The following is a 22244-nucleotide window of genomic DNA, read 5'->3' on the forward strand; positions in this document are numbered from 1 at the left end:
TCATGACGAAACCGAACTCAGCAGACCCCGTGGTGAAGATTTCCGGGCTGACGAAACGCTACGGTGAGTTTGTCGCCCTGGACAACCTGAATCTGACTCTGAACCGCGGCGACATTCTGGGATTTATCGGCCCGAACGGCGCCGGCAAGACCACCACCATCAGGATTCTTGTGGGCCTGACGCTGCCGACGTCCGGCAATGCTCAAATCGCCGGTGCCGACTGCGTTCGCGACGCACGCAAAGTTCGGCGGCTGGTGGGCTATATGCCGGACCGGTTTGGTTCCTACGACAACATGCGAGTCCGGGAGTATCTGGATTTCTTCGGCGCCGCCTTTGGGATCCCCCGGCGAAAACGCCGACTTCGCATCGACGAAGTTCTGGAAACCACGAACTCGACGTGGATGCAGGACCGCTATGTCGAAAGTCTCAGCCACGGCATGCAGCAGCGCATCGGGATCGCCCGCACGCTGCTGCACAATCCGGAAGTTCTGATTCTGGACGAACCGGCCAACGGACTGGACCCTCAGGCTCGCATCGAAATGCGTGAGATCCTGCTGCGGCTGGCCGCCGACGGGCGGACTCTGATCGTGACCAGCCACATTCTGCCGGAGCTGTCGCGGATCTGCGATCGTGTGGCGATCGTAGCCGGAGGCCGGCTGCGCGCGTTCGGCACACTTCACGAAGTCACCCGGCAGCTTTCTCAGCGGCGCACGATGGAAGCTCAATTCCTCAGCGCGGACAAGCTTGATGACGTCGCGTCGCAGGTACGCTCGACGCTGGAACCGGAATGCGAAGTTACCGTCTCGCAGGCGGAATCGATCGTTCGCTTTCGCACCTCTGCCACGGAAGAACAACTGGCCGGACTGCTCAGTAAACTCGCCTCCGCCGGCCAGGTGATGACGCAGTTCCGCGAAGTCGCGGGAGACCTGGAAGAAGCCTTCATTTCGGCCACCAAAGCTGCCGCATCCGATGCGGAACCGGTCGACACTGCTGCGGCGACATCCGATTCAGAAATGGCACCGGCCGCGCAGGAGGCGTCGGTATGAACGGCAGCCTGGTCATTGTGGAACGCGAACTTCCCGGACTCCTGCGGACTCGGCAGGCGCTGTGGGTTCTGTTCTTCGTCGCGTTTTCCTTTGCGGTCACTGTTTATCTGAAGTGGCCGTCATCGGCGACGGCCGACCTGGCGGGCGTTCAGGCGGGCCAGGCGTTTCGAGGTCTGGCGTATGCGATGCTGCTGGCTGTGCTGCTGGTGGTTCCCGCGTTTCCCGCAACCGGCCTGATCCGCGAAGTCCGTCGCGGGACGATGGAACTTCTGCTGAATTCCCCGTTGCGACGGACGGAAATCTACTTCGGCAAACTGCTGGCTCTGATGGGCTTCGCGGTCCTGCTGCTGGTCGTGACGACTCCGGCGATGTCCTGTTGCTATGCAATGGGAGGAATTTCCATTCGCGGCGACGTCGCGATTCTGTATCTGGTGTTGCTGATGCTGTGCCTGCAGCTTGTCGTGCTGGGGCTGCTGGTCGGCACGTTTGCGCGCACGCCGGAATCGGGACTTCGCTGGGTCTACGGAGCGACGTTTGCACTGACGATCGTCACGGTGATTCCCCACCAGTTTCTGCAGGGCGGCGTCGGCAACCTGGCGACGGCAGCGACCTGGCTGCGTCAGCTTTCGGCGGTTCCGGCCGTTCAGGAAATTGTGGGACAGTCCGCGATCGGCGGAATCGGGCTGATGCAGGCCGAAACCTTCGTTCGTACCTGGCTGATCGCCACGAGCATCTTTGTGGTTGTCGGCAGTGTGTGGTGCGTCCAGCGTCTGAACTATTCGCTGATGGACCGCTCCCGGTCGCAGGGAATCATTACCGACGAACTTTCCAGGGGAGCTCAGATTCAGCGACGTCTGACGTTTCTGGTGGACCCGCAGAAACGCAAGGCGGGCATCCCGTTCTATTTGAATCCTGTGATGATGAAGGAGTTCCGCAGCCGCCAGTTCGGACGACTGCACTGGCTGCTGCGTCTGATTGCCGGGTGTGCGGTGCTGTCGCTGCTGCTGACTCTGGCGACAACGGCCGGAACGATTGACTGGGGCGTCGAAAAGATCGGCGGCATTATCATCATCGCTCAGGTCGGCCTGATCGTGCTGTTCACGCCCGGTCTTTCCGGTGGCATGCTGGCCGGCGAACTGGAAACCGGCGGATGGGATCTTCTGCGGGCAACTCCGCTTTCCGCCGCGCGCATCCTTCGCGGCAAGCTGATCAGTGTGACAATTACGCTGGTGCTGGTGCTGTGTGCCTCGCTTCCCGGCTACGCAATCATCATGGTGATCAAACCCGTGATGCGGGAACAGGTGGCGCAGGTATTGATCTGCCTGGTCTTCACGGCGGTACTGAGCCTGCTGATCAGCGCCACGGTCAGCAGCTTTTTTCGAACAACCGCCGCCGCGACGACGGTGGCCTACGGAATTCTGATCGGCCTGCTCGGCGGCACCATGCTTGTATGGCTGAATCGTGAATCACCGTTCAGTCATTCCTTTGTCGAACGCGTGCTCACGCTGAATCCCATGGCCGGAGCACTGAACGCGATGCGGGTCGAAGGCTTCGAAGACTACAACCTGGTACCCGCAACCTGGTGGGCCGCCGGCGCGCTGTCGGCGGTTCTGCTGGTGATTCTGCATTTTCGAACCTGGCAACTCGCCCGCGCGGACTGACTGATGAACACGCTGCTCTGTCGATTTCTGATTCTGCCCGCGGCACTGATAATGCCGACGGCCTCAGTCGCCGCTCAGGATGCGCCGTCGCCGCGACCGTCGGCACCCGACATTCCCGACAATGATGCTCTGGCATTTACCGGCGAGATCGTTCTGCCGGATATCGCTCGCTTCAATAACCTTCCCAAACGGATGTTTCTGGAACCCGACCTGTCGCTTCCGGAACCACTCTACTACCTCGGCGAGGAATTCCCGAAGACGTTTGGACGCCTGCTGGCTGGTGAGTACGAAGCCGGCCTTCAGGCGGAAGCCGTGTATTCGCTGCGCAGAATTGCCGTCAACAAATACGCGGACACAAGTGCGTACGTTTCCGATATTCAGCGGCTGATGAACACGTCGCCCGATCGTGATCTGAAGCGAGCCTGCGCACTCGCGCTTTGTGCCATGGAAATCTCGGCTGCCGACACGGATCTGCTGGCATTTTGCACTCCGGAATGGCAGGACATTTCCGAAAGTGTCGAAACCGCACTGGCTCGCTGGAAGTCACCTGTTGCAGTTCCCATCTGGAAGCAGCGCGTGGAAAACATCGGCGACTTCACAACTCTGTCGGTGCGTCTGGCCTGCCAGGGACTTGCATCTCTTCAAGTGACGGATTCAGTGCCGGTGCTGAAAAACGTGCTTCAGAACTCACAGAATCCGTTTCCCGTTCGTCGCGCGGCCGCTGCTGCCATTGCCCGGCTGGCTCACGACGACGCGATCACACTGGCGACGGAATACCAATCCGGCGGCATCCCCGAACGTCTGATGGCAGTGGCTTTGCTGGGTGACGCCGAAAGCGATGCCGCTCTGACCTTGCTGCACACAATGTGCGGCGACGAAACTCTGGCCGTCGCATCACAAGCCTGGGAGACACTGGAAACACTTAGCCCGGAACGCCTGCTGGACCGGCTGGACGAAGGATGGCGGCATCCGGAAGCCAACGTGCGATTTGTCACCGTTCGCATGTTTCGAAAGTTTCCGTCGGAGCCGCACTGTGAAGGCCTGCAAAGAATGCTGGCGGACATTCACATCGGTGTACGCAACGCGGCACGACGGTCACTGGTGGAGCTGACTGACAGCAACCCCGAACTGCGCGACGGAATTCTGCTGCGGGCCGGTCGAGCACTCACGGACAGCGACAGTAACTGGCAGCGTCTGGAACAATCCCTGCTGATCCTTGGACAATTAAAGCATCCGCCTTTTCAAAAAGACTGCGTTCCGCTGCTTCTGCATGAAAAGGCGGAAGTCATGGTCACGGCCGCCTGGGTGCTGCACCTGATGCCGCGTCACGAACTGTCGGAGGAAATCGCAGAGATCACGCTTGCTCAGCGTGAACTGATGAAGGGCCAGACATGGTCCGAAGCGCTGACCAGAGGCATCCATGAGCAGATGACGCACCTGTTTCAGCATTCCGGACTGACTCGCCAGCGAAAGGTCTATGGTCTCACAAAGGACCAGTACAACAAGGGCTCGGGACTCGCTCACGTCGCACGTGCTGCCGGACTATGGGCGCTGGGATTTTTCGAGGAAGGCAATCCGGACCCGGACCTGATCCAGGCGTATCTGGAGCGAATCTTCGACGACGATCCGCTGAACCCCGAAGACGATCGCGTGAGAGCCATTTCCGTGATGGCCATCGGCCGCATGAATGGACGCGGGTACGTCGACGACCTTCAGCGTGCTCACGATCGATTTCACACCTTCAGCATCGTCGGCCAGGCCGTGAGGTTTACCATGCCCATCATCGGCGGACCCGAAATGCCGGTTCCCGAACATCCCAACCATCAACACGGGTTCTGGATTCTGGCGCCATACAAAGGGACGCTGGCTGGCAAGGCTGAGTAATCCCGGACGGTTGTCGGACACATTCCCGGTTCACGTCACCGCGTCCGTTGCCTGCCGGTTTTTTGTCTGCTGATTTGCGGTGAATGCGTCAGCACCGTAACATCGCCGACTGGCCGGGACATCCGGCCAGCCAGCACCGTTCGATCGCATTTTCCAGTTGGAGTGAACAGCACTATGTCGAACCAGAACAGCAATTCGTCCCGCCGGGATTTCCTGAAGTCGTCGTCCGCCGCCGTGACTGCAGGAGCGGCGCTCAGCAGTCTTAGCGCCGTGCAGGCGGCTCACGTCAGCTTTGACGAGACGGTTCGTCTGGGAATGATCGGCTGCGGCGGTCGCTGTACCGGTGCTGCGGAACAGGCGATGAACACCGAGGGCCCGACGAAACTGGTCGCGATGGCCGATGTCTTCGAAGACCGCCTGCAGGGAAGTCTGCAGACGCTGCAGCGAGCTCATAAGGAAAAGGTTGATGTACCCGCAGAGCGCCAGTTCATCGGCTACGATGCGTACCAGAAGGTGCTGGAACAGGACATCGATGTTGTACTTATCGCGACACCTCCGGGATTTCGGCCGCTGCACTTTGAGGCTGCCGTAAAGGCCGGTAAACACATCTTCGCGGAAAAGCCCGTCGCCGTGGACGCTCCCGGAATTCGCAGGTTCATGGCGGCCGTCGAGGAATCGAAGAGGAAGAACCTGCTGGTCCAGATCGGACTGCAGCGCCGGCATGAACGAGCCTACATGGAGACGATCCAGCGGCTGCAGGACGGAGCCATCGGCGAAATCGTTGCCGCGCGAGCCTACTGGAACAGCGGGTACCTGTGGGTCAAACCCCGCGAAGAAGGTCAGACGGAAATGGAGTATCAGATGCGCAACTGGTACTACTTCAACTGGCTGTGCGGTGACCATATCGTGGAACAGCATATCCACAATATCGACGTCATTAACTGGCTGATGGGAACTCACCCGATCAAGGGTCAGGGAGTCGGCGGTCGGCAGGTTCGGACCGGAAAGGAATTCGGTGAAATCTACGACCACCACATGATTGAGTTTACGTACGGTGAAACACCCTTCGGGAACAATACCGTCATGCTCAGCGAGTGCCGGCACATCAACAACTGCTGGAACATGGTGGATGAGTTCGCTCACGGCACAAAAGGCTCCTGTCACATCGGCGGCGCCAGAATCTTCGACGCGAAGGGCAATGAGGCGTGGAGCTACGGACGCGGCGGTCGCGGAGGTCACCAGCAGGAACACCACGACCTGTTTGCCGATTTCCGGGCCGGAAAACGTCCGAACGAAGGTGAGTACGGTGCTCACAGCACGATGACTGCGATCTTTGGCCGTATGTGCAGCTACAGCGGCGCTGAACTGACATGGGATCAGTGCTACAACTCCGAACAGGTAATTTCCCCCGTCGAAAACTACCATAGTTTCACTGACGAGCCGCCGGTGCTGCCGAACGAAGACCTGACCTACAACATCCCGATGCCAGGCGAGACAAAAGTCCTTTAGTGGTCTGTCACGCGTCATCTGATGAGTGAAGATGTGGGATCGGACGTTTGTTTGGGAGGGCGAGGCGCCTGTTCAGCCGCGCGTACCACGCGATGTCCGTTGGGGAATCCGCTCGACGCGTACCTCGCCTCCCGAATCGCGCCCGATTGCAGCCACCATCCAATCCATCAATATTCGGCTGCCGAAGCGCTAGTGTTTCGTCAGGCATAAATCGATGGGTCGTGTGCCACTGGCCGTGCCAGTGCTCTGCAACATTGAACACACTGGCACAGCCGGTGGCACACATCAAAACACGATGGACAAGGCACTAGCCAGTTACTGCGGCGTCGGCCGCCGCCGGTGATTGCCAGCCAGTTCTGAATCGCCATCCGGCGAATGAAGCGCGGGCTGTTGCGGACCCTGAGGGATGGCCCACTGCAATAATTGGCAATCATAGAGCCACGGATCGACCCGTCCGTGTCTCTTATTGGTTTTCCGGTGATGTCGGCGGCCGCATGCGTGTTCGCGGCCAACTGTACTCACCTGCACCCGGCGTGGCGTCCTGATGTCTGAGTCCCAATTCGAATCGCCGCCGCCGGATTCGGCGTCGCTGTCCGCTGAGCCGACGATCCCACAGCTTGAAGCCGCCGTCGCGGCGGAATTGAGCCCCATTCGGCGCGAACTGCGCGCCGAGTCCATTACGCTGCGCATTCGATGGTTCGGCCTGGTCGTTGGTTACCTGCTGGCTAACGCCGGTGATATTTTCGAAGCGGCGGACCGCGGTGGGCGCCAGGCCGAACTCAACACGATTCTGACACTTGGCGCTGTGTACGCGATCGTCGACACGTGGTGGAGTCTGCGGGGAAAGGTCTTTCTGGCCGAATTCCGCATCCTCGTCTCAGTCATGGAAGCACTGTTTATCGGCCTGCTTTGCTATTTTGACCAGGGCATCGACAGTCCCTTTCGTTTCTACTATTTCCTGTCGCTGCTTGTCTGCGCCATTCGGCATCCACCATCGCTGACTTTTACAACATTCGTTCTTCATGCGCTCAGCTACACGGTTCTGGGACTGAACTCGACCGAAAATGGTCGCGGCGACACGGTTGTGCTGCTGTTGACACTCGTGTTTCTCGGCTGGACAACGTGGGCGATTATTTCGCTGACCGGGCTGTTGAAAATGGCCGAACGCAGGCTCGGGGAACTCAACGAAGAGCTTCGCGAGAATCAGTCTCTGCTGGAACACCGTATTCGCGAACGCACCAAAGCTCTGCAGGAATCGCAGGCGCTGCTCGTGCAGCAGGAAAAGCAGGCCGCCTTCGGACTGCTCGCGGCCGGCATCGCCCACGAAGTCGGAAATCCGCTGGCGTCCATCAGTTCCATCGTGCAGATGCTGAAACGCCGCATTCAGGATGACTACATCCATGAACGGCTGGAGATCGTTTCCGGCCAGTTGCGGCGAATTCAGCGGATTCTGGGAGAACTTGTCGGATTCAGTCGTCCGGCTAACGAAAACGTCACCGTTGTTGACATTCACGCGGCAATCAACAACGCCCTCAGCATCGCCAAGTATTACAAGCGCTGGAAGGGCAAGAGGGTCGAAGTCCACCTCGCGCCGGATATGCCGCCGATCAGGACCGTCTATGATCAGTTGGTGCAGGTTGTCCTGAATCTGGTCCTGAATGCACTCGACGCAACGGACGAAGGCGCGTCGATTCGAGTCACAACTGCAATCGGCGAACCTGATACCTCCGGCCGGGCGCTCGTGACGATTTCAATCGAAGATGAAGGGCACGGCATCCCCCCAGAAGCTCAGCAAAGCATCTTTCAGCCATACTTCACGACAAAGTCGACGGGGACTGGACTGGGCCTGTTCGTCTGCCGTCAACTGGCGGAAAACGAACTCGACGGAGCGATCGAACTCGTCAGATCGGACAGTTCAGGAACAGAATTCCGCATCCTGCTGTCCGCAGCCTCCGCACCGATTCGACCCGCAGCCGGGTAATTCAAACCGGCCACCGACCATCAGGGCTGAGCACGCCGACAGCGAATTTTGCCTTGTGATTTCGTCACGCCGCGCGTCGATATGGCTGACTCGGCGCAGCCGCCGGCGGCCCGACGCGATACAGATGTTCCCGGGTACACGGCATGCCGGACACGCCGCGCGACGCGTGGCGTGTGGCGACCGTCTGATAGATGCGAGCACCGCCGTCACCCAGAGCAAAGACGCATCCGGTCAGATACAAAATCCACATGCGGTACTTTTCTTCGCCAATAAAAGCGATCGCAGCGTCTTTGTTTTCTTCCAGCCGCCGGCACCAGTGTCGGCATGTCAGCGAATAATGATCCCGCCAGCCTTCAACATCGTGGACGTCGAATCCGCTGGATTCCATGCACTGTACCATGTGCCCAAGATGATCCAGTTCGCCGCCCGGAAAGATGTATTTTGCCAGCAGGCGCCGCTCCGGTGACATCCTGCGGAACGCCCTGTCGGACATCTTTCCGGGCCGCGTGATTCCGTGATTCAGAAACATCCCGCGATCAGGCAGCAGCGAACTTACCTTGCGCATGTAGCCGGCCATGTTGTCGATGCCGACGTGCTCGACCATTCCAATGCTGGCGATCTTATCGAACGGACCTTCGACGTCCGCGTAGTCGCACAACTCGACATCCACAAGATCACCCAGTCCGCGCGTTGCGATTCGCTGCCTTGCCAGAATCAGTTGCTCTTCCGAAAGCGTGATGCCAAGTGCCCGCACGCCGTAGTGCTCGGCCGCATGACAGATAAGCGCCCCCCAGCCGCAGCCGATGTCCAGAAAACGTTCTCCTTCACGAAGCTGCAGCTTCCGGCAGATCATGTCCAGTTTGTTTACCTGAGCCTGTTCCAGAGATTCATTCCAGTCGCGGAAGTAGGCACAGCTATAGACCATCTGTTCATCGAGAAACAGTCTGTAGAAATCGTTGCTGAGGTCGTAGTGAAACTGAATGAAGTCCCGGTTTTCGACCTGCTGCCGGTTGAGCCCGGTTTCGTCGCCGGAGTAGCGGTGCCGTACCGACGTATCCTCACCGCGCGCCGTCAGGAAGGATGCGGCGAATCTCGCCATCAGCCCCAGCGGCAATTTGCGAGTCTTCCGGCGGCTGTTCTTGACACGAGCCGTCTCGATGAGCGTAACCAGGTCAGAGCCGGAATAGTCGATCGAACCCCGCGCATACAATCGCAATACCGTGTCGGCTGTAGGTTTCCGAAGCAGTGTCCCGATAACGCCGGGGCTGCGGATCACGATCTCCAAACCAGGAACCACCTTCTCGCCAAGCGGCACGACGGTTCCGTCCCACAATCGAATCGATACCGACGAATTCAACCGGGTGCGCAGGTAGTCGAATAGCTCAACGGCACACAGAATCTGTCGTCGGGATCGTGAATTCCTGCTGAACATCGTGTTCGCCTTCCTGGGTTCGATTCCCTTCTGTCCCCGGTGACCGCGCGACGTGTCGTTCCAGGCTTGTAACGGCACATGGTCTGCGTCAACTCGGCGGCGCCGTCGGTCCGCTGCTCTTGAACATGATTCCGACACAGGGCGACTGGAAAGTCCGGTACTGTCCCTGAACAGCGCGGAAGTCTACCGCGATCCTGCGACCCGCTGCGAGGGGAATTTGCTGTTCAGCGAGGTTCGTTACGGACGTCGCATGCTGCGGAACCTCAGCGGGCTCTGTCGGGTCGGCGGCGGAACAAGCCGTGGAGCGAAGCACGAGCCGTCACGAAGTCGTCTGCGACGGGCGCAAAAAACAAAGGCACCTCAAGTGGAAACCCACTTGAGGTGCCGATCAGTTTCGTACGCTAAGAACCGGTGGGAAACCGCTTCGAAACGTGCAATTCATTGGCAAAAGATTAGTTGCAGCCGCCGCAGCTTCCGCAGCCGACTGAACCGCAGCCACTTGAGCCGCATCCGCCGCCAACGCCACAGCCACCGCCGCACGCCGAAACGGCCGGACGATAGACCTGAGACGTGACAGTCTGGGGCACCATCTGGCAGACCTGCACCGGAACTTCACGTGTTTCCTGACGGTTCACAGTGACAGTGTAGGTGTAAGGAACCTGCTCAGAAACCTGACGTGCGACCTTGATCGTACGAGTCTGCTGCTGAGGATTGCAAACAGTGACGGTGTACGTGTAAGGAACCTGTTCCGTAACCTGTCGCGCGACCTTGATCGTGCGAGTCTGCTGCTGAGCTTCGCAGACGGTGACGGTGTAGGTGTAAGGAACCTGCTCAGAAACCTGACGTGCAACCTTGAAGGTCCGCGTGCGAGTTTCCGGTGAGCAAGTGGTGACGGTGTAGGTGTAAGGAACCTGCTCCGAAACCTGACGTGCAACCTTGATCGTTCGCGTACGCTGCTCAGGTCGGTTCACCGTGACAGTGTAGGTGTAAGGCTCCTGAGAGGTCTGCTGCTCGTAAGCAGTATATTCAACCACTCGCTGAACCTGATTGGAAACCCAAACGCGGCGAGTTCCGCATCCACCGCAGCCGGACGATGCAATCGCGCCACAGGCACTGGCAACACCGCAGCCGCCGCAGGCAGAAACAGCACAGCCACCACAGCTTGAAGCACAGCCGCCGCAGCTACCGCAACCGCCGCAGGACGAACCACATCCGCCGCCGCAACCACTGTCGCAGCCACCGATTGGCTGTTCTTCCCAGTGACCCTGGTCTTCACAGACGGTGCGAGTGCGTGTCACAGGGACGGTGTGACAGACAGTTCGCATTCCCTGACGCTGTTCCTGAGAAGGAACCATCACGGTGAAGGTCTGCTGCTGATCTTCATAGACCGTGCGGCAGACGGTGCGTGTTCCCTGACGCTGTTCCTGGCGAGGAACCATGACCGTGTAGTTCTGCGTCTGGTCTTCGTAGACCGTGCGGCAGACGGTGCGTGTTCCCTGACGCTGTTCCTGGCGCGGAACCATCACAGTGTAAGTCTGCTGCTGGTCATCATAGACCGTGCGGCAAACTGTGCGGGTTCCCTGTCGCTGTTCCTGAGACGGAACCATGACAGTGTAGGTCTGCTGCTGGTCTTCCCAGACCGTGCGACAGACAGTGCGTGTTCCCTGACGCTGTTCCTGAACCGGAACGTTCACGGTCACGGTACGAGTCTGAGTCACCATCTGAGGAACCATGACGGTTCGCTCAACAGTTTCCCACGTTCCGCAGGCGTCTCCGCCACACCCGACCGATGCTCCACAGCCCCCGCAAGAGCTTGTCACTCCACAGCTTGAACCACAAGAACTGGCGCCGCAGGGGCTGCAGCTCGTGGCACAAGGAGCAGAACAACAGGAGCTGACCTTGCTGCCGCAGCAGCTACCAGCTTGTGCAGACGCCGTCATCAAAACGGCTGCTGCGAATGACAAGACATAACGCATGTCTCTTCAACTCCTCCTTCGAATCACACTGATTCACAAATTAGGAATTACGCCCCGAGAACGCCTCGGGTTCCCACTTTGATTCCAAACCAAAGCCCAGCCGTCTAAATTGCACTTAAGGATGAGCTCTTGAACGCCTCCCCCCTAGTCATGTCGGGGAGAATAACGTTGTGGACAGGAAAAACGGCCCACTTCCGCGACTATAACATGGGGTGTTTGAGAAGAACAACGAAAATGGCAAAAAAAGGACTGTCGAGAAAAGTATCTCGGTTGTCCATGTCATTGCTGGTTATTCCGACTACAGCGACCCGCGTCCATTTGCGCAGGTTAGGTAAACTTCGAGTGCCGTTTCCAGCATTCCGGAGGCAATTTCTTCAAGTTTATGAATCGAGAATCTGCTGCAGATGACAGGGAATTGCGCTGTGTGGTTTCGCTGCGTGCGTTGTCGGCAGGAAGGGCGGTCAGTATAGTCCGACGCGAAATCGCGAGAGGCACCGCGATCGTTCGCCTTTTTCGTGGAAACCTGACTTCAGTCTCCGGTGTAGCTGTTCATGAAATTCTGCTTAGTCGATCGCATCACGGCTCTCGTGCCGGGGCAATCGATTTCCACGATCAAGAACGTCTCTCTGGCTGAGGAGTATCTCCAGGATCACTTCCCGGGGTTTTCTGTGATGCCCGGCGTCTTGATGGTGGAGTCAATGGTCCAGAGCTGTGCCTGGTTGCTGCGAGTGACTGACGATTTTCGACACAGCACGATTCTGTTACGTCAAGCGCGTGCCGTGAAATTCAACAGCTTTCTCAAGCCGGGGCAGACTCTGGAGGTCACCGCGACTCTGAAACAGAATGACGAAAGTTCCGCCGCGTTTCAGGCTGCTGGCACGGTCGACGGCGCGTCGGCTGTCAGTGCGCGTCTGGTGCTTTCGAAGCAGAATCTCGCTTCAGGAAAGTCCGACATGGCGACAAATGACGAACGGATCCTGATCGCGATGCGTGAGCTATTTGAGCAGATTCGGCCCTGATCCCGGCACCCGCGTCTGGTGCTTTGTGCGCGTTATCGTCAGCGATGCATCCGGGATTCTCCGGCGCATCGTCAGATGCCCCTCGAATGACAATCTTTAAACGGAACGGAAGGCTGGCAAACGAATGAGTCTGAAGGGTCGAGTTGCGTTAGTGACCGGCGGAAGCCGTGGAATCGGTCGGGCGATCGTAGAGGTGCTTGCGAATGACGGGGCGAAGGTTGCGTTCGTCTATCATTCGAACAGTGACGCCGCCGATCAGGTTGTCGCAGCGCTTCGGGAATCCGGCGGCGAAGCGATGGCGATTCAGGCCGACGTCAGGTCCAAAGAGGCCTCGGAAAAGGTCGTGGCGGATGTCGTTGCGGCGTGGGGCTCGCTGGACATCCTGGTGAACAACGCAGGAATCATCCGCGACGGGCTGCTGGCCACGATGGACGCACAGCAGTGGCAGGATGTGATCGACACAAATCTGACCAGCGTCTTCAATTTCTGCCAGTCGGCGACTCGCCAGATGATGTCACAGCGGTACGGGCGGATTATTAACATGTCAAGCGTTGCGGCGGACGTGTCAAATCCCGGCCAGGCGAACTACGCCGCAAGCAAAGGGGGCGTCGAAGGCTTTACACGATGCATCGCCACGGAACTCGCTCGGCGGGGAATTACGGCGAACGCGGTGGCCCCCGGCTTTATTGAAACAGATATGACTGTCGCAGTCGTCAATGCGGCCGGTGCCGAAATCAAGAAGAAGATTCCCGTCCGGCGACTGGGACAGCCGGCCGACATAGCCAATGCAGTACTGTTTTTTGCTCAGGAAGCATCTTCGTACGTCACCGGCCAGGTGCTCAAGGTCGACGGCGGACTGACCCTGGGCGGCATCTGACGCGTTGAAACGTCGTCCAGGTTCCCGGAATCCGAATGCTCTGTCATTGACGGCCTGATTCCCGGTCGCAATTCCGGATTTTCATGCTTAAACTTCGCCGCTTGCTTCCGCCGGATTCTGGGGATCCTGCGGGACGAATCTGGGTGTCCGGTTAGAGGTGCCGTCGCCGGCCTGAACCGGAGTGCGTTGTCTGGCGACAGGAATTCCGCCAACGTAACACTGCCACGGCAGCACGGAATCATGGTGGAATCAGGAGTATGAAACACATGGCATCCGAAGAAGAGATCTTTGACACGGTTCGCGACACACTTGTCGACGCTTTGGGCGTTGATGACGACGAAGTGACGCCGGAAGCCACCTTGATCGGCGACCTGGGGGCCGAATCAATTGACTTTCTGGACATCGTTTTCCGGCTCGAAAAGAATTTCGACATCAAGATCCCGCGAGGAGAGTTGTTTCCGGAAAATCTCGCCGCAGCGGATTCGGGATTCGTCGCCGATGGCAAGGTCACGGAAGGCGGTATTGCCCAGCTGCGAGAAAAGATGCCGCATGCCGACATCGACAGCTTCGCGAAGGACCCGCAGGTCAGCAGGATTTCTGATCTGTTCACAGTGGACATGATCTGTCGATTCGTAGCGTCTCGACTTGGCTAAGGTGCATCGTCGCCGGCTGCTGTCCAGCAGGAGCAGAACGCCCGTCCGGGGAATCTTCCACGAAGTTGCAGTCGGAGCATTTTTCATGCTCACGGGCGATTCGTGAATGGTGAGTTGTTATTGCCGGACGGCAATGCGCGGACTGAGTCGGGACACAGACTGTGCCGGCGAAGGGGACGTGTGGGAATTCGGCGGAGGTGCGTTGTGTTCCCGCACCGGACGCCGGCACGTGACTGAAGCCGTGTACCGGCGGCAACGGTAAGCTTTGTTGCCTCAGATTAGGCGAGTCTTCCATGAGGTGGTATTGGGTCGACCGATTCATCGAGTTCGAATCCGGCAATCGTGCCAAAGCCGTGAAGAACGTTTCGCTTGCCGAGGAACACCTGCACGACCATTTTCCGGGCTTTCCCGTAATGCCGGCCTCACTGATGATTGAAGGAATGGCTCAGACCGGCGGCATTCTGCTCGGAGAAAAGAACAATTTCGAATACAACGTGATTCTTGCCAAAGTTCCCAAAGTGGAGTTTCACAGTTGGGCCTGTCCGGGCGACCAGTTGATTTACTCTGCCGTGCTGCAGGAAAGTCGCGCGGAAGGCGGCTCTGTTACCGTCACTGCGACGGTGGGTGATCGGCTTGTCGCGGAGTGCGAAATTGTTTTTGTGCACTTGTCTTCTGATGACCCTCAACTGAGTCGGATCGATCAGAAGAATTTCGTGTTTCGGATGAATCTGCTGGATATCCTGACCGTCGGAAACGCGGGCACCGGAGAAGCCGATCACTCACCGGGTGAGTCGTCCGGCGATCAGAGAAAGTAAGCCATGAAGCGTCGAGTCGTTGTCACCGGAATTGGTTGTGTCACGCCCATCGGCACGACCATAGACACGATGTGGGAGGCCCTGAAGAACGGCGTTAGCGGCGTTGGTCCGATTACTCACTTCGACGCGTCAAGTTTCCCCACGAAATTTGCCGCTGAAGTTCGCGATTTCGACTTCGAAGCCAGTGTCGATGACCCTTCCCGGTTTGCCGACGCCGGCAGAAATATCCGGTTTGCCATCGGAGCTGCCTCGCAGGCGGTCGCGGATTCCGGAATCATGGAGGCCGCCAACTTCGATCCGACTCAGTTCGGCGTGTATCTGGGTGCCGGCGAAGGGCAGCAGGATTTCATGCAGTTCATGAATCTGGTTGCCGGGTCCCAGAATAATGGCGAGGTCGACCTCAGGAAGTTCACGCTGGATTTTCTGGAATCGATGAACCCGCGGTTCGAACTGGAGCTCGAACCGAATATGCCGGCTGCTCACCTGGCAAGCCTGTTCAATGCTCAGGGACCGAACCTTAACTGTCTGACCGCCTGTGCGGCGTCCAGCCAGGCGATCGGAGAAGCCACCGAGATCATCCGGCGCGGCGAGGCAGATGTGATGCTTTCGGGCGGCGCGCACAGCATGATTCATCCGTTCGGTGTGACGGGGTTCAATCTGCTCACAGCGCTCTCGGAAAACAACGCAGCTCCGGAAAAGGCGTCGCGGCCGTTTGACCTGAATCGCGATGGTTTTGTGCTTGGTGAAGGTGCCGGCATGGTCATTCTCGAAGAACTCGAACATGCCAAAAGCCGAGGTGCGGAAATCTACGGCGAGATTCGCGGGTACGGCTCGACCGCTGACGCTTATCGAATCACAGATATCCATCCGGAAGGTCGCGGTGCCATCAGTTGCATCCGAATGGCGCTCAGAGATGCGGAAGTGAATCCCGAAGAAGTCGGCTATGTCAATGCTCACGGCACCAGCACGAAGGTCAATGACCTCGTAGAAACGATGGCGATCAAGGGCGGACTCGGTGAACACGCCCGAAAGACTCCGGTTTCCAGTATCAAAAGTATGATGGGACATCTGATCGCCGCGGCCGGCAGCGTCGAAGCAATTACGTGTCTGCTGGCGATCCGCGACGGTGTTCTGCCGCCGACCATTAACTACGAAACACCGGACCCGGAGTGTGACCTTGATTACATTCCAAACCAGGCGCGAGAATCCAGGATCCGCGTTGCACTTTCCAACAGCTTCGGATTCGGCGGACAGAATGTGTCGCTGATCGTTTCCAGCTTTCGGACATAAGGAAACTGTTTGACAGGTCACGGCACGAGCGATTGCCGCGTTCGAAAATCATGAGCGGGGTTCGGTCCTGTTGCACACGGGACACCACCCGCGAGGCGTTTTATCTCCAGTCAGACATACCTGACTGGACTGGAATCATGCGGAGCGAATTCGGTGCACTTTGTGTGGATCATTCTGGTTCTGCTGACGCTGGCTGCATTCGTCGACTTTGCCTATCGGCGGTTTGCCAGCCGTCGGATTCAGAAGATCTTCGAGAACGTGCCTCCCTTTGTCATCGTACCGGCCGAGCGTACGCCTGATGCCGTGGAGCTGCGCATTCCGGCGTCCGACGGACTGACGTTGTCCGGCAGTCTGTTCGTTCCCCTGTGTGATCACCCACGCTCACTGGTCATCTTCTTTCCGCCGCTGAACGGCAGTCACTGGATGGCACCGCGATACTGCCAGGCGATCCTCGACGATGGCCACGCCGTCCTTGGATTTGATTTTCGCAACCAGGGAGAAAGCGATGACCAGGACGGTTACTCACCGATTCACTGGATCACAGAATTCGAAATGGCCGACGCCGCTGCTGTTCTGGAATTCGTGGAGTCACATCCGAAGCTGAGCAGACTGCCACTGGCAGCGTTTGGTGTCAGCCGCGGCGGTGCGGCTGCACTCGTCGCCGCCTGTCGATATCCGGGAATTCGGTCAGTGATCGCCGACAGCGCTTACGGAACGACGTCGATGACCAAGCGCTTCGTTCGTCGGTTCGGTCGCTATGTCATTCCCGAACGAGCATTCAACCTGCTCCCGGATTGGCATATTGACCAGACTCTGCGGCAGGCGGTGGGGCTCAGTGAAACTGCCCGCAACTGCCGGTACGTGCATGTGGAACAGGAATGTCTGCATCGCGACCCTGACACGCCCGTCCTGCTGATTTCCGGCGGAAGGGACTCCTATGTGACAGCCGATGTCGCAATGGACCTTGCCGCGTGCTTCGGCGGTGACGACTGCCTGTGGGTCGTGGAAAAAGCGAGACACAATATGGCTCGATCTGTCCTTCAACAGGAATACGACGAACGAATCGTCCGGCACATCACTCGGTCGATGAACCAGCCAGCGTCGTCCGAAGTGTCGCCCGGCGGACAACGAATATCCTCACACAACCGGGCCGCAGCAGCCTCGTAGTGTTACGTCAGCGGTGCATCGATCCCGCGGGCACCGCATTCGGGAACGCTCGGTCGTCGAGACGGCAAGGCTCTCGCTGAGCGGCGTGCGCCAAGGAGTGCCCAGCGCCGCAGCGGCTCGGCAGGAGCCCGCGCATCCCGGGAGTCCGCATGCTCTGCATTCGCAAGGTGCCACGTGACAGACCACCATAAACCTCTGACGAACACGGGGGCGAGTACGGAGCTGGTCTTTTCATAGGGATTTCAGACGAAGCGGCCGATTGTGGATGGTGGCACGAAGGTCGCCAAACTGCTACGATCCGCAGCACAATTAAGCGTTTGCACCCGTAGCTCAACTGGATAGAGCATCGGTCTTCGGAACCGAGGGTTGCAGGTTCGAATCCTGCCGGGTGTATTGGAGTTTCGTCAATTCCTGTCTGTGAATCGGGAAGTTGATGCCGAGCGAGTGGCCTGACGGATTCAGGCTGGGACGAACTCGGGCGAGGTCTGTGACTCGATGGAAGCCCGGTTCGGTCTCTGTCACTCGCGCTCGATAGCTGCGATGGGAGTTCCCAAGAACGGTGCATCACAGGCGACTTCTGTTGTGGCGGGTTGCCGCACGGAACGACTGCTGCCTTTGGTCGCAAGAAGCGTCTCTGCATTCGAGCGGGCGTGGTTACTGACACCGCGACTCGCGACTGAGCGCTATTCGCTACCCATGAGTTCTTCGAACTCTTTGAAGATCTCCGCCTGTTTTTCGGAGTCCGAAGCTCGCACGTTGACAAGTCGGAGCATCACGCCGCAGGCACGACCGTACATTTCGTCTTCGGTCGTCCTTGATTCATTGGCGCCGATGGCGTCCTGAACCTGTCGCAGGACCGGACGCACCCGGTCGCCGAATGCCTTCCAGGAATCGTTGGAAATACTGGAAGCCGCCAGGGCCTTGTATTCAGTGCGGAATCGCGTGAGCGCAGATTTTGCATTCGGCGAAAACCCGAGCATCGACAGCGAAATCGTGCCGGTGAAGAAACCCGCGATCAGCAGCACAACAACCAGGACTCCCGCACCGATGCCCAGTGTCTTTGGTTCCGGCATGTTGAAGGACGGCACAGAGAATTCGCGCTTTTGTTTCGGTGGTTTCTTCTTCGGCAGCGATTTTTCAGACGCTGCGGCAACGATTGACTGCATTGGCGAATTCGAAGGAATTGCAGAAGCCGCTGCGGGAGAATGTTTCGGTGCCGGTTCAATCTCTGTATCAGCCGCTTCCGTGGCTTCGCTGAGTACGGGAGCCTTGGCGGCCATGGTACTTCGGGGGGCAGGCGATTCTTCGGAAAACACTTCGTTGAACAGGTCTTCAGAAACGTCGGCGGCGGCAGACTTTTTCTTTTTCCGACCGGGCTTCCTTCCAGCCTCCGAGCGCGGCGCCGGCCGGGCAGGACGTCCGGATTTCGAGTGTTCTGAGCCGGTCGGTGACTTCTTCGAGGGTCTTTCGGTTTTCGCCGGCGCAGTGGTCTTCGCCCTCGACGGCGGCACATCCTGCGTTTCCAGGGAACTCAGGAAGGAAGCGGCCAGTTCGGGAACGTCGGTTGCGATCGTCCAGTCGCCGGATTCGCCGCTGCGGACTTTGTCGGATTCTCCGAGCATTCCTTTTTCGGCCATGCGGATCAGCATCCGCATGGACATCGGTCCCATCACGTCTCCCATGGAGTCGTAGTACCACGAATCGGACTCTTCCGCCGTTTCGACGACGCTGGATTTCGGTCGGGCCTGCGGACGCGTCGTTTCATCTTCGAACTTGATTTCGTCCATTTGCAGCAGGCTGGAGTCATCTTCGATTTCGGGCAATTCCGAAGCCTCTTCGAACGAAAATGACAGTTCAGAAAGATCGCCGAGTTCCGCGGGTTCATCGCCGGACGAGGAAACAGTTGCGGCGGTCTGCATCTGGCTGGCGGCCATCCAGTTCCGCTGGTTTTCACGACGAATCAGGTCGTCGTCACTCAGCGTGCCGATGTCGATGAGCTGCCTGATTTCGCTTTCCGGCACGGGTCCGAATTCTTCACCAAGCATCTGATAGTACCAACCGTTCGCCATCTCAACGCTCCGCCTGTCGCTCCGGTCGTGAGTTCTGAAACTGCCTGTTCTGACTGCCGTCACGCGACAAATCCTGACAGGAAACTCCGCACGGTTCCAGCCACCAATCCAGGTTTCGGCGCCGCGCGGGCAGTGGCGAAAACCCACATGTTCCCGTCGCGGCATTGCACACAATCGCCGAATCCGATGTTGCCGCAACGGGGCGATCCGGCAACCGGGCAGAAAACCGGGATCGCTCGCCGGGTTATCGGTTACGTTTACAAAACGCAACATCTCCGGCGCTGAACGTGGCTCCAGGTCGCGCTGGCCGCTCGGTGCCGGCGACCAGTGCGATGATCGAAAAGAGCCAGCATCGCTGACGCACTTTTGAAGGACCTACTTTCAATCATGTCGAAGTTTCGTGTCAGAGCTCCATCGCAACTGCTGCTTGCTGCCGTCGCCGCATTACTCGCTGCCGCGCCGAGTCCGGTATTCGGCCAGGAGGATTCGCGGATTGAAGGATTCACCGAACCGTATGCCGACCTGCGGCTGGCGGCCGCGGAGATGGGAACGGTGGCCGAGGTGGCGGCCAGGGAAGGCGATCAGGTTTCGGCGGGACAACTGCTGGCCAGTCTGGACGACGCCGTGCTGAAGGCTGCTCTGGAGGTTGCGCGAGCGGGAATGCAGAGCGTCGGGGCTCTGAATTCGGCGATGGCCGATCTAAAGATCCGCAAGACCGAACTGGAAAAACTCACAGAACTGCGGGAGCGGAATCATGCCAGCCAGCAGGAAGTCGATCGGGTTGCTGGTGAGATCGCCGTGGCGGAAGCCAGAGTCCAGGCAGTTCGGGAAGAACTGGAAATCAAACGACTGGAGTTCGAACGGATCAAAGCTCAACTCGGCCAGCGGCAGATTCGAACACCGATCAGCGGCGTTGTTGTGGAGGTCTTCAAGGATCAGGGTGAGTTTGTTTCGCCGACGGACCCGGTTGTTGCCCGGGTCGTGCAACTGGACCCTCTGCTGGTTGTCTTCTCCATACCTGTCGAGCATCGAGGAGCCGTCAGCAAAGGTCAGTCTGTTCCCATGCAGATCGGCACTTCAGCGGCCGTCGCTGAGGGGATTGTGGAATATGTCTCACCCGCTGCCGACGCGTCCAGCGGAACCGTTCGCGTCAAGGTGAAGCTTCCGAACCCTGCGGGAAAATGGCACAGCGGTGAGAAATCCGTCTTGTTGCTGGATGGACTGCAGCGGACAACCGAAGTTGCTGCGCCGGAAATTGTGAAGCGCGGCCAATGATAGCGCCTGGAAACTCATCTCTGACGGCCGACCCGGAGTCAGCGGAGTCGAGGAAGCAGAATCGTTTCGCGTTGAGTGGCGGAGCACTGCAGCAGGCTGATCCACTGCCGCAACTGGCTTCGCAACTGCATGACGCGCAGCAGACGGCTCGGGACCTGGCTGCGCTGATTGAACTCGTCGAACGGCTGCAATCGGCCACCGATATTAAACGCGGCTGCCATCGGCTTGTGGATGAACTCAGGCTGCACCTGCAGGCTGACCATGTGGCAGTCGGAATTTGCGACCCGGCGGGCTCTCGCGACGATCGTCTGTCAGCGCCCGTCCAATCACCGTCATCGGTGGTCTGTCGTGTTCAGGCAATTTCCGGACAACCGAGCATCGATCCGACATCGGAAATCTGCCGATTGTCGGAAGCCGTTTTGCAGGAAAGCGTGGCGCGGTCAGCCGCTTCTGCGTGGCCACCCGGCGGCACCGGAAATCGCCACGCGCTGCTGGCTCACCGCCAGTTCGTGGATCATCACAGACTGGCGGCGGTCGTCGGGACTCCACTGCGGGACGGCGAGAATCGCTGCGTCGGAGCGGTCTTCGCGGCATTCGGCAACCGCGAACAATCGGCCTGTGTTCAGGACTCGGTCGCGAACTCGCCCGCTGAAAGGCCAGACGACGTTTCTCGTGCGTCGCGATTTCTGGCGGCGGCGGAACCAATGCTGGCGACGACTCTTTCGCTGATGATGCGGTCGAATGAGTCGCCGCTTCGGGTCGCTGCGAATGGCCTTCGAACTGCCTTCTGCAACGGACGTCTTCGAACCGCCTCGGTCATCGCGGGTATCGTCCTGACGATTCTGCTGCTGCCGATGCAGTACAACGTCCAATGTGAAAGCGAGCTGCAGCCGGCGGAACGCCGTTACGTGGCGGCCCCGTTTGACGGACCGCTGGAAGAATGTTTTGTTCAACCGGGCGACTACGTCGAATCGGATCAGTTGCTGGCTCGCATGGACGGTCGCGAAATCCACTGGGAACTGGCGGGATTAAAGGCCGATCTTGGCCGAGCCACCAATGAGCGAAATTCGAAGCTGGCGGACCATGAATTCGGCGATGCCGAAATCGCGCGTCACGAGGTGCGGCGACTGCAGAACAGGTCGGAGCTGCTGGTTCATCGCGACAACAATCTGGAAGTCCGAAGTCCGGTAAGCGGCATTGTCATCAGCGGCGACCACAAGGACGCCGAAGGAGTTCCGCTGGAGACCGGGCAGTCGCTGTTCGAAATCGCTCCTCTGGACCGCATGATCATCGAAGTCGCTGTTCCGGAAGACGATGTTCGCTGGGTCCGCGAAGGACAGCCGGTGTCACTGTTTCTGAATGCCATGCCGTCGGCCGACATTGCAGCAACGATCTGCAGGATTCATCCGCGAGCTGAACTGCGCGACAACGAAAACGTGTTTGTCGCGGAAGCCGAGATCGACAACTCACAACTGCAGCTTAAGCCCGGCATGAGAGGCCGCGCGAAGATCGCTGCCGGTCGTTATCCGCTGGGCTGGAACCTGTTTCATAAGCCGGTCGCTCATCTGGCGGGATGGCTGGGATGGTGAC

16 protein-coding genes and 1 tRNA gene are annotated in these 22244 nt (G+C 58.7%); 14 read left to right on the top strand and 3 right to left on the bottom strand.

Annotation, left to right across the window (positions count from 1 at the left end; all coding sequences use genetic code 11):
* Nucleotides 1-2: 2 nt before the first annotated feature.
* The 5 genes from R3C19_01595 to R3C19_01615 all read left to right on the top strand — a co-directional run bounded on the left by R3C19_01595 (nt 3) and on the right by R3C19_01615 (nt 8081).
* Nucleotides 3-1046 carry an ABC transporter ATP-binding protein gene (locus R3C19_01595; GenBank protein MEZ6059034.1) on the top strand — a complete coding sequence of 348 codons (1044 nt, stop codon included), beginning with the start codon at nt 3-5 and terminating at the stop codon, nt 1044-1046.
* Nucleotides 1043-2707 carry an ABC transporter permease subunit gene (locus R3C19_01600; protein ID MEZ6059035.1) on the top strand — a complete coding sequence of 555 codons (1665 nt, stop codon included), beginning with the start codon at nt 1043-1045 and terminating at the stop codon, nt 2705-2707. The genes R3C19_01595 and R3C19_01600 overlap by 4 nt, the downstream gene beginning before the upstream one ends.
* A 3-nt stretch (nt 2708-2710) precedes the next feature.
* Nucleotides 2711-4591, top strand: coding sequence for a hypothetical protein (locus R3C19_01605; GenBank protein MEZ6059036.1), 1881 nt, complete (start codon nt 2711-2713; stop codon nt 4589-4591).
* A 174-nt stretch (nt 4592-4765) separates the two neighbouring features.
* Complete coding sequence (locus tag R3C19_01610; GenBank protein MEZ6059037.1) at nt 4766-6100, top strand: Gfo/Idh/MocA family oxidoreductase; 1335 nt, start codon at nt 4766-4768, stop codon at nt 6098-6100.
* Between the two features lie 544 nt (nt 6101-6644).
* A complete protein-coding gene (locus R3C19_01615; GenBank protein MEZ6059038.1) occupies nt 6645-8081 on the top strand; it encodes an ATP-binding protein in 1437 nt (478 codons plus the stop codon).
* Between the two features lie 64 nt (nt 8082-8145).
* Here the strand turns inward: R3C19_01615 and R3C19_01620 are convergent, their stop codons facing one another.
* Together R3C19_01620 and R3C19_01625 are read right to left on the bottom strand one after the other, a co-directional pair.
* Nucleotides 8146-9513 (bottom strand): cyclopropane-fatty-acyl-phospholipid synthase family protein, encoded by a 1368-nt coding sequence (locus R3C19_01620; GenBank protein MEZ6059039.1) that lies wholly within the window; start codon nt 9511-9513, stop codon nt 8146-8148.
* Nucleotides 9514-9965: 452 nt separating this feature from the next.
* Nucleotides 9966-11246: a hypothetical protein gene (locus R3C19_01625; protein MEZ6059040.1), complete on the bottom strand. Its 1281-nt coding sequence runs from the start codon at nt 11244-11246 to the stop codon at nt 9966-9968.
* A 794-nt stretch (nt 11247-12040) separates the two neighbouring features.
* Here R3C19_01625 and R3C19_01630 point away from each other — a divergent pair.
* The 7 genes from R3C19_01630 (at nt 12041) to R3C19_01660 (ending at nt 17703) form a co-directional block, all read left to right on the top strand.
* Entirely contained in the window at nt 12041-12508 is a 468-nt protein-coding gene (locus tag R3C19_01630) for a 3-hydroxyacyl-ACP dehydratase FabZ family protein (GenBank protein MEZ6059041.1), read from the top strand.
* A 124-nt stretch (nt 12509-12632) separates the two neighbouring features.
* Nucleotides 12633-13385, top strand: a complete 753-nt coding sequence (gene fabG / locus R3C19_01635) for a 3-oxoacyl-[acyl-carrier-protein] reductase (protein ID MEZ6059042.1) — start codon at nt 12633-12635, stop codon at nt 13383-13385.
* Nucleotides 13386-13651: 266 nt separating this feature from the next.
* Nucleotides 13652-14038 carry an acyl carrier protein gene (locus tag R3C19_01640; GenBank protein ID MEZ6059043.1) on the top strand — a complete coding sequence of 129 codons (387 nt, stop codon included), beginning with the start codon at nt 13652-13654 and terminating at the stop codon, nt 14036-14038.
* A 293-nt stretch (nt 14039-14331) separates the two neighbouring features.
* Nucleotides 14332-14853, top strand: coding sequence for a 3-hydroxyacyl-ACP dehydratase FabZ family protein (locus R3C19_01645; protein MEZ6059044.1), 522 nt, complete (start codon nt 14332-14334; stop codon nt 14851-14853).
* Between the two features lie 3 nt (nt 14854-14856).
* Entirely contained in the window at nt 14857-16143 is a 1287-nt protein-coding gene (fabF, locus tag R3C19_01650) for a beta-ketoacyl-ACP synthase II (GenBank protein ID MEZ6059045.1), read from the top strand.
* A 153-nt stretch (nt 16144-16296) separates the two neighbouring features.
* On the top strand, nt 16297-17310 hold the full coding sequence (locus R3C19_01655) for an alpha/beta fold hydrolase (protein MEZ6059046.1): 1014 nt from the start codon (nt 16297-16299) through the stop codon (nt 17308-17310).
* Nucleotides 17311-17629: 319 nt separating this feature from the next.
* Nucleotides 17630-17703 (top strand) — tRNA-Arg (locus R3C19_01660).
* Between the two features lie 290 nt (nt 17704-17993).
* Here the strand turns inward: R3C19_01660 and R3C19_01665 are convergent.
* A complete protein-coding gene (locus R3C19_01665) occupies nt 17994-19379 on the bottom strand; it encodes a GYF domain-containing protein (protein MEZ6059047.1) in 1386 nt (461 codons plus the stop codon).
* Nucleotides 19380-19766: 387 nt separating this feature from the next.
* Here R3C19_01665 and R3C19_01670 point away from each other — a divergent pair, with 387 nt between their 5' ends.
* Nucleotides 19767-20654: an efflux RND transporter periplasmic adaptor subunit gene (locus R3C19_01670; protein ID MEZ6059048.1), complete on the top strand. Its 888-nt coding sequence runs from the start codon at nt 19767-19769 to the stop codon at nt 20652-20654.
* Nucleotides 20651-22243, top strand: a complete 1593-nt coding sequence (locus R3C19_01675; protein ID MEZ6059049.1) for an efflux RND transporter periplasmic adaptor subunit — start codon at nt 20651-20653, stop codon at nt 22241-22243. The genes R3C19_01670 and R3C19_01675 overlap by 4 nt, the downstream gene beginning before the upstream one ends.
* The last annotated feature ends 1 nt before the right edge of the window (nt 22244 follow it).

The sequence above is a fragment of the Planctomycetaceae bacterium genome (assembly GCA_041398785.1).
In the GTDB taxonomy this organism is placed as follows: domain Bacteria; phylum Planctomycetota; class Planctomycetia; order Planctomycetales; family Planctomycetaceae; genus JAWKUA01.